The sequence below is a fragment of the Nonlabens dokdonensis genome, from assembly GCF_002162835.1.
Classification (GTDB): domain Bacteria; phylum Bacteroidota; class Bacteroidia; order Flavobacteriales; family Flavobacteriaceae; genus Nonlabens; species Nonlabens dokdonensis_B.
The window spans coordinates 1-8,902 of sequence record NZ_MAAX01000086.1 but is presented as its reverse complement, the minus strand read 5'-3'; the positions used below and the strand labels follow the sequence as shown (position 1 = coordinate 8,902).

Sequence of the window (8,902 nt, the reverse complement as noted above, 5' to 3'; positions counted from 1 at the left end):
TAGATCACAATATGCCACTTACCAGTATTATAAAAACCAAATATTAAATTAATGTCGTTTGAAATAAGAAAATATGGAGCTATAGATATAGGATCTAATGCTATAAGATTACTTATTGCTACAGTAACTTTATATAACGATCAACCTCCTGTTTTTAAAAAGACTAGCTTAGTACGAGTACCTATACGATTAGGACAAGATGTATTTACAGAAGGAAAAATTTCTAAAGAAAATATAGAACGCATGGTAAGTTCTATGAAATCTTACCAGCTTTTAATGAACGTTCATAAGGTAAAAAGTTATAAAGCTTATGCTACTAGTGCCATGAGAGATGCACAAAATGGCAATGAGGTAGTTAAACAAATAGAAAAAGAATCAGGAATACATATAGACATTATTGATGGATCTCATGAAGCTGCCATTATCGCGATGACTGATCTACATGCTGTAATAGACGATAGTAAGGTATACCTCTATGTAGATGTAGGCGGTGGTAGTACTGAGTTCACGTTATATGCTTATGGAGAAGAACTGACATCAAAATCATTCAAAATAGGTACAGTAAGACTGCTTAATGATATGGTCAAAAAATCATTATGGGACGAAGCAGAAGAGTGGATTAAGGAAATTACAGCACCGTATGAGCGCATCGATTTAATAGGTTCTGGAGGTAATATCAATAATATTTTTAAGAGTAGTGGTAAAAGCATGGGGAAACCTCTTTCTTACTTTTACTTACTAAATTACTATGAACAGCTGCAAAATTATAATTATGAAGAACGCGTCTACCATCTTAATTTAAATCATGATAGAGCAGATGTAATTATACCTGCCTGCCGTATTTACTTAAGAGCAATGAAGTGGAGCCGTGCAAAAAACATCTATGTTCCTAAGATAGGACTCACCGATGGTATCATAAAATCGGTTTTTAACGCAGATAATCGATAATTTCAAACGTTTCAATAATTTCAAGGATTCAGTTGTTTAGATATCTTAAATTTGGATAACTAAATGATATAAAATGAAACATTTTTTACTATTAATCAGTTGTATAGCTTCTATAACTTTTATGAGTGCCCAAAGCTATGATGACGTTACCTATGGATTTAGATTAGGAATCAATTCATCTACTTTAGAACAAGATAATGTAGATTATGAGAATAGAAGATATGGGTTGCACGCAAACTTCTTTGCTAACATTCCTTTAAATGATACTTTTTCCTTGCAACCTGAAATAGGAGTTTCTGCTTTAGGTGTAAATGAGAATGAATTTAGACAACCTAATGGTGAAGTAACGGCATTTAAAAGAAACTGGTTACATTCTAACTTACTAGCGCAAATTAATTTAAATAGGAAAATTTATTTCTTAGTTGGTCCACAATTAGGAGTCAGTGTAGCAGAAACTGATGGAAATAGAAATCGTTATGATTTTGAAATTGCGGGAATCTTAGGTTTGGGTTATGCGCTAGATAATAACTGGTCCATAGACGCTAGATATGGTTATGGAATCCCTAATTTAGATAACGATTTAACCGCAGAGGCTGGTAACCGCTGGTTCCAATTAGGAGTATCTTATAAGTTATAACTTTTAATTTTTCAGATATCATAAAAAAACTCCCTTAGGGAGTTTTTTTTATGATTAAAAATTCAAACTGTATATATAATTAAATATTAGCAACAAGTGTCTGAATTAGAAATCCAGATCAAATGTCCTGCGTAATACATCAACCGCGGGATTTTTTTCTACAAGTTTTGAGAATTTATCTTGATCGGTATAGACATATTTTTTAGTCACTGTAGTGTCCACATCTATTTTAAACCTTATGAGATAATTGTTAAGTTCTCTTTGAATATACTCTAAAATTTGACCTTGTGATTTTTCTAGATCCTCTTTCATAGATCTATTAGGAAATCGTAAGTGTATAACAGTGCCTTGAAGTTTAGGTTGATCTGCATTTAAAATACTGGCTAAAATTTGTTGACCTCTATCTTGAAGATGAACTACATAATTAGACCATACTTGATTCAATTGAGTTTGAGTGAATGGATCTTCAGGTAGTTTATCTTTTTCAATTATTCTTCCTTGTTGCTTTGCAAGTAATGATTTCTTTGCCTCAATTCCTTGTAGAGATAATCCACTTACATTCTTTTTACTCTTGTTTAAAAGCGCTTTACGCTTTTCTTCTAGAGAGGTATTGGTCTCTGTAGGATGATCGTTTGTTAAATCCTTTTCATGATTTGTTTCTCTTTCAACAGATACAGGTTTATCAACTGCTTTTTCTGATGTATTTGGAGCTTTATAAGAAGGTATATCTTCGTTCAAGCTAGTGATACTCTCCATTTTACTTATATGTAAAGTGGAATCAATTTCTTCTTTCTTCTCTACAACTACTGTGTTGTAATCTTCCGTTTTGGGTAGAGTGGCAGTCGCATGTTCAAATTGAGTGGCAGGTATGATGTACTTTACATCATTTTTTTTTTCTCCATCAGAATTGATAGAGGCTAGTTGCATAAGAGTTAATTCTACAAGTAAGCGTTGATTGCGACTCGATCGATAATTGAAGTCTGCTTGATTTGCTATTTCTATAGCTTTTCTTAAAAATGGAAGATCAACTCTACGAGCTTGTTCCATGTATTTTGCCTTAGTCTGTTCACCTACTTCTAGTAGCTGTATGGTTCTTTCATCTTTACCTACCATTAAATCTCTAAAGTGAGATGCCAGACCACTTACAAAATGTTGTCCATCAAAACCTTTGGCCATGATCACGTCGTAGTCTACCAGTAATTGCGGTATGTTATTTTCTAGTAAAAGGTCAGTAATTTTAAAGTAAGTTTCTCGATCAAGTACATTTAAATTTTCAGTTACTGCTTTTACCGTAAGTTCCTTACCAGAAAAACTTACTACACGGTCAAAAATAGAAAGTGAATCTCTAAGAGCACCATCTGCCTTTTGAGCTATTATTTGAAGTGCATCTTCTTCTGCTGTAATACCTTCTTTTATAGAGATAAGTTTCAGATGCTCTCGCATTGCGCTTACTGTAATGCGTTTAAAGTCAAATATTTGACATCTAGAAAGTATTGTAGGTATAATCTTGTGCTTCTCAGTGGTAGCAAGAATAAAAATAGCATGCGCAGGTGGCTCTTCCAGCGTTTTTAGGAATGCATTAAAGGCGGCATTTGATAACATGTGTACCTCATCAATAATGTAAATTTTGTACTTTCCTACCTGCGGTGGTATACGTACTTGATCTACAATACTTCTTATTTGATCAACACCATTATTAGATGCTGCATCCAGCTCAAAAATATTAAAAGCAAAATCCTCATTGGGATCATAATCACCACTTTCATGATTGATTTTTTTTGCTAGAATACGTGCACAAGTAGTTTTACCTACACCTCTAGGACCAGTAAAAAGCAAGGCTTGTGCTAGGTGATTGCTTTTAATTGCATTCTCCAGAGTTTGTGTTATAGCGCCTTGACCTACGACATCTTCAAAGGTTTCAGGACGGTATTTTCTAGCCGATACTATAAATGGTTCCATAATTCAAAGATACTTTTCTACGAACTTTTAGGTCCACTTTATGAGCGTATTATTTATGCAAATTATCAACATTTATTAACTAGTTTTGCGGCTTAGCAGGTCGCCTTATCGATCTTGCGCAAGCAAGGTAGGAAAGTCCGGACACCATAGGATAACATAGCGGCTAACGGCCGTCGTTTTGTTTTCGCTTTCGCGAAAGCGAGATAGGACTAGTGCAACAGAAAGTATGTACAGATAATGCTGTAGTGAAACCAGGTAAACTCTATGTGGTGAAATGTCGCGTAAATCAGAGCTTGAGCGCTATCCGCGCGATTCTGAAGGGTAGGCAGTTTGAAACAGCGAGTAATCGTTGTTCTAGATAAATGATAAGGTATTCAAGCAATTGAAGAACAGAATCCGGCTTATAGACCTGCTATTTTAATATTTATTATTCAGACTTAGGTGCATCTCTGCATATCTCAATTTCTACTTTTGTGAGTTTTGAGATCTTTCTATTATCAATGAAGAGAATACTTGAACACCTGTTTTTATACTTTTTTCATCAACCTGAAAGTTAGGAGCGTGATTCATTGCAATTATTCCTTTGTCATTATTAGAGCCACCTAGCAAAAAGTAAACTCCTGGAGTTTTTTGCTGGAAATAATAAAAATCATCATTAAAATAGGGAATTTGGCCATAATCTTTTTGTACCGTTTGATCTCCATAAATTAGGTTGAGAGTAGAAGTAGCTGCTTGAGTTAAGTTCTTATCATTTAAAACAGTTGGGTTCTCTTGAATGTAGAAGCTTGTCTTGTAATTTTCTCTATATGTTGTACTATTTATTATGTTTTCTATTTCTGGTAAAAGATTATTAACATTTGAATTATTAGTTTCATAAAGGAAACTCTTAAGTTGATATTCTGTTTCAGTAGAATCTAGAATAAAGTTTTCTTCCATGAAAAGGTAATCGTTAAAAATCGTTTTAGGATTTGTTATCCCTATGGCGGGATCAAATGCTAGATCAGTTTTCCAGGGTGATGTTTTTTCTTTAACTCTTGAAATTTTAGTTCTAATCTTAGAATAAAGTTCAGAAATATTTTCTTCTTTTAATTCTTTGTCAAAATTAAACTGTATTCTTTTTTGATATGCAAATACTTCATTTGGCTTAGTTGCGATAACTCCTACCGGTAAAGCTGTAATGTGTAATCCATAAACTTCATCTAGTTCTAATTCAGAAAAGAAGTCGCTGTTAACCATGTTCTTTGCACCTTTGAAGGTTTCTTCCTCAGGCTGAAAAATAAAGTAAATGGTTCCATCAACAGAGTCTATATTCATAGACAAAATTTTTGCAATTCCTAGTCCTATAGTCACGTGAGCATCGTGACCACAACCATGCTGAATTCCCTTGTTAAGAGATTTAAATGAAACAGGATCTTTAAAATTACTAGGTATGGCATCCATATCTGCACGCCATGCTATTTTTTTTCCTGTAGGGTTACCTTCTAAAATTCCTATAACGCCATAACCAGCAATTCCCGTTTTTACTTCCAGCCCTAAAGCCGTCAGATAATTTGCAATAATTTGTGAAGTTCTTTTCTCATTGCCTGCTACTTCAGGATATTGATGTAAATCTCTTCTTATAATTATTAAACTATCGAGAATTGAAGTAGTATCCTTACCTATTTTTTCATGAACTGTTTGTTGCTCGTTTTTTTGACAAGAAGTGATTGCAATACAGGCGATTGAAAATAGAAGTAAGAATCTTAGAAATTTCATTTGCAGCTCACTTTTAATACAGTTAATGTTGTGTTTCTTAGTTTTAATCACTCTTCTTCCTCACTATTAGGCCCTTCAAAAAAGCTAAAAACCGTACCACCATAACGACGTTCATTATCAAAATGCTCGTGCATTGCAAGTGAAGTGTGTTTAGAATGTTCTATAATAAGAAGCCCATCTTCTGCAAGTAGTTCGTTTGCGTATACGTAATTTGGTATTTGTAGAAACTCTTCTTCCTCTAGTGCATAAGGAGGATCTGCAAAAATAATGTCGTATTTTCCTTTGTGCTTTTCTAGAAATTTAAAAACATCTGCTTTAATAGTGTCAATAGGGAAGTCCAGTTCTTCAGCAGTTTTTTTAATAAAAGCAATACAAGGATAATGCTGGTCTATAGCTATCACACTACCAGCGCCACGACTACAAAACTCATAAGACATATTGCCACTACCAGCAAAAAGCTCAAGCATATTAATATCTTGAATATGAATTTTGTGGCGTAAAATATTAAACAATGCTTCCTTAGACATATCTGTGGTAGGTCTAACAGGTAAATTTTTAGGAGCCATAATACGACGTCCTTTATGTGTTCCAGATATTATACGCATAGCAGTTTTTTAATATAATTAGAATGATTTGTATTAAATTTTACATGACGCACATAAGTATATAGAAGGTCATGTAACGATTCATTTTTATCTTCGTCGTAGATGACCACTTCCATAGTCTCTGGATCAAGTTCATTGTGATGCGTTGTGAATAGTGTATAGTATAAAATATCTTCAATTGCATCATGTGGATAAAGGTTATGAGCAATTAACCTACCATTCTTAATAATCGTAAGGTAAAAATGGTTCTTTTTAATATCTAGAAATACTTGAGATGCGGTAGTAACTAATTGGGTGGAATGATATTGTAATATACGAGAGCTGTAATGGTAGTATTCATAACTACCATAACGATCAAAAAAATAATTATTTATATTTTCATAAGCGATGTATACAGTATTTGCGCCTAAGGTCCCTAATTGATCATCTATGCTAATGATATCTGTTTCTAAGATTCGAGCATTGTATTTAAGATAGTCTACCGCATTTTCTTCCTTAAAGATGGCAGCAGGGACGCAGGTAAATATATTATGATGGTATATTAAGGTAGCTTTCGCGAAAGCGTAACTGAGAACAGCCTCTTCTTCAAAACATTTTTCTATAGATTGTAAAATTTCTACAGGATTTGCAGAGTGTTTAAAGTCTACAGATACAGTCTCTACGACTCCAGATGGCTCATAGATATAAAAAGAAAGTCCATCCTGATGAATCAGAACGGACAGTTTCTTTATGGAGTCGCTAGGACTAGTTATCGTCTTTGAGTGCATACTGTCTAGGCCAGTTACCACTAGTTGTGATCTCATCAAGACTACCTACAAAAATAGTAGGACCGTCGATTGCCTCTACACTTTTTACTTCTAGTTCATCTTTAACGAGTCGCTCTGGTTGATCAAAGAGTATATCTTTTTTCATAGCTGTCGCTTTAAAAACAGGTACACGATTTTCTTTATCGATAACCACATCTGTTTTCAATTCTATGGCACCAGGCGCACCTTCTATGGTATTGTATTTTAATAATTGAGATACATCCACCTTACTGAAAAGAGAGTCCTTTACAGAAGTAAACCCTAAGGTGTCTGTAATTGTAATTTCTTTCTTGTAACCGTTAGGGTCATTTGCACTTAATCTAAATTTAAGATTACGTTCTTGATCTATAACGGTACTGTCTCGCTTCTGAGTCAGTGCAAATTGCGCTGTATCTATAAAACGAGCTAGCTTATTAATATCATCTGTATAAGTGCCAGTAATGTTTTTATGGGCATTTTGCGCCTCACGTATTAAGATAAGTTGAGAAACAACGTCTCTATACCTTTCTTCTTTTGCTGCTTCAAATTTTACCGGTTCCTCGATGGACTTGTATAATTTGTATCCAAAAAATCCACTTACACCTAACAGCACAACTATCATCAATGGATGAAGCTTTTTAGGGATTTTATTAATGAAAATGGCCAGAAGAACAAGAACTATCAGACCTAATACAACTGATATAATTAAATTGAACATATTTTAATGGTTTAATGCTTTTTTCAACGCAAACAAATCTACAATTTTTTTTCTCTCGTCCTAGCCTGAGATATAAAATTTGACTTAAGTTTATACTCAGTTTTCCACAATTGTCAATGACTCCAAAAGAATTTTACAAAGTCTTATTACTTGATTTTCCGTTTAAGCCTACAAATGAACAAGATAGAGCCTTAGAATCACTTGCTGATTTTATTATAGATAAAAATAAGGATCGTTTATTTATGTTAAGAGGTTATGCAGGAACAGGAAAAACCACACTTACTAGTACCATAGTTAAGAGCATATGGAAGCTAAAAATGAAGTGTGTACTGCTTGCGCCTACAGGTAGAGCTGCAAAAGTGATCAGTAACTACTCAAATAAACAGGCTGCAACCATCCATCGAGAAATTTACTATCCAAAAGGTCAAGGAAGCGGTGGAGTTCAATTTACTCTTAAACAAAATAAGCACCGCAATGCGCTATTTGTAGTTGATGAAGCGTCTATGATACCAGATGTAGCGGCAGAAAATAAAATGTTCGGTGGTAATGGTTCTCTCCTTGATGACCTTATAGAATACGTTTACAGTGGATTCAATTGTAAGTTGATGATAATAGGAGATACAGCTCAATTACCACCAGTGAAGCTCGATGTTTCACCAGCCTTAGATAGTCAGCTCATTGAGCAAAGGTATCTTAAGGAAGTTACAGAGATCGAACTAGATGAAGTAAAACGACAAAGTGAGAACTCTGGGATTTTATTAAACGCCACAGGAATACGTAATCATATTTTGCATGAAGAATTTGATTTTAAATTTAATGTAGAACAATTTACTGACATCAATAGATTGATCGACGGTTATGAGATCATGGACACAATTAACAGCGCCTATGATTTTCATGGACATGAAGAAACGGCTATTATCGTGCGTTCTAATAAAAGAGCCAATTTATACAACCAGCAAATACGATCTCGCATTCTATTTAATGAAAATGAATTATCACCAGGAGATTATTTAATGGTAGTAAAAAATAATTACCACTGGTTGAAACCTTCTAGTGATGCAGGATTTATTGCAAACGGTGATATTATTGAAGTTTTGGAGATTTTTGCTTTTAAAAATATTTATGGTTTTCATTTTGCCGAGGTAAAAGTACGTATGGTAGATTACCCTAATATGAAGGAGTTTGAAACTGTTTTATTAATGGATACACTTACTTCAGAATCTCCATCGCTTACTTATGATGAGAGCAACAAACTCTATCAAGAAGTACGTATGGATTATTTAAAATTACCTAAGTATAAACAGTATAAAGAAATTAAAGAAAATCCGTTTTTTAACGCATTACAGGTTAAATTCTCCTATGCTATTACCTGTCATAAATCACAAGGTGGACAGTGGGAAAATGTAATAATAGAACAACCTTACCTGCCAGAAGGACCAGATAAAGGCTATTTACGATGGTTATATACCGCCGTAACTCGTGCCAAAACAAA

General features: G+C 34.0%; 8 protein-coding genes and 1 other RNA gene. 4 read left to right on the top strand and 5 right to left on the bottom strand.

Going from position 1 to position 8,902, the window contains the following annotated elements:
- Window positions 1–51: 51 nt before the first annotated feature.
- Both A9Q93_RS05355 and A9Q93_RS05350 read left to right on the top strand, forming a co-directional pair.
- A complete protein-coding gene (locus tag A9Q93_RS05355) occupies window positions 52–948 on the top strand; it encodes a Ppx/GppA phosphatase family protein (protein ID WP_303686351.1) in 897 nt (298 codons plus the stop codon).
- Between the two features lie 73 nt (window positions 949–1,021).
- Window positions 1,022–1,585 (top strand): porin family protein, encoded by a 564-nt coding sequence (locus tag A9Q93_RS05350; RefSeq protein WP_303686350.1) that lies wholly within the window; start codon window positions 1,022–1,024, stop codon window positions 1,583–1,585.
- Between the two features lie 105 nt (window positions 1,586–1,690).
- Here A9Q93_RS05350 and dnaX read toward each other — a convergent pair whose 3' ends face one another.
- A complete protein-coding gene (dnaX, locus tag A9Q93_RS05345) occupies window positions 1,691–3,544 on the bottom strand; it encodes a DNA polymerase III subunit gamma/tau (protein WP_303686349.1) in 1,854 nt (617 codons plus the stop codon).
- Between the two features lie 92 nt (window positions 3,545–3,636).
- Here dnaX and rnpB point away from each other — a divergent pair.
- Window positions 3,637–3,964, top strand: an RNA gene (gene rnpB, locus A9Q93_RS05340) — RNase P RNA component class A.
- A 45-nt stretch (window positions 3,965–4,009) separates the two neighbouring features.
- Here the strand turns inward: rnpB and A9Q93_RS05335 are convergent.
- Genes A9Q93_RS05335 through A9Q93_RS05320 form a run of 4 tightly spaced genes read right to left on the bottom strand, consistent with a single transcriptional unit; the run spans window position 4,010 to window position 7,407 of the window.
- Window positions 4,010–5,299 carry a M20 family metallopeptidase gene (locus A9Q93_RS05335; RefSeq protein ID WP_303686348.1) on the bottom strand — a complete coding sequence of 430 codons (1,290 nt, stop codon included), beginning with the start codon at window positions 5,297–5,299 and terminating at the stop codon, window positions 4,010–4,012.
- Window positions 5,300–5,346: 47 nt separating this feature from the next.
- A complete protein-coding gene (gene rsmD / locus A9Q93_RS05330) occupies window positions 5,347–5,904 on the bottom strand; it encodes a 16S rRNA (guanine(966)-N(2))-methyltransferase RsmD (protein ID WP_303686347.1) in 558 nt (185 codons plus the stop codon).
- Entirely contained in the window at window positions 5,895–6,707 is an 813-nt protein-coding gene (locus tag A9Q93_RS05325) for a DUF3822 family protein (protein ID WP_303686346.1), read from the bottom strand. Before A9Q93_RS05325 ends, rsmD begins: the two co-directional genes overlap by 10 nt.
- Window positions 6,649–7,407 carry a hypothetical protein gene (locus tag A9Q93_RS05320; protein WP_303686345.1) on the bottom strand — a complete coding sequence of 253 codons (759 nt, stop codon included), beginning with the start codon at window positions 7,405–7,407 and terminating at the stop codon, window positions 6,649–6,651. Before A9Q93_RS05320 ends, A9Q93_RS05325 begins: the two co-directional genes overlap by 59 nt.
- Window positions 7,408–7,523: 116 nt before the next feature.
- On the opposite strand from A9Q93_RS05320, the gene A9Q93_RS05315 reads away from it, so the two are divergent.
- The coding region (locus A9Q93_RS05315) for an ATP-dependent RecD-like DNA helicase (RefSeq protein WP_303686344.1) at window positions 7,524–8,902 on the top strand (1,379 nt) is incomplete at its 3' end.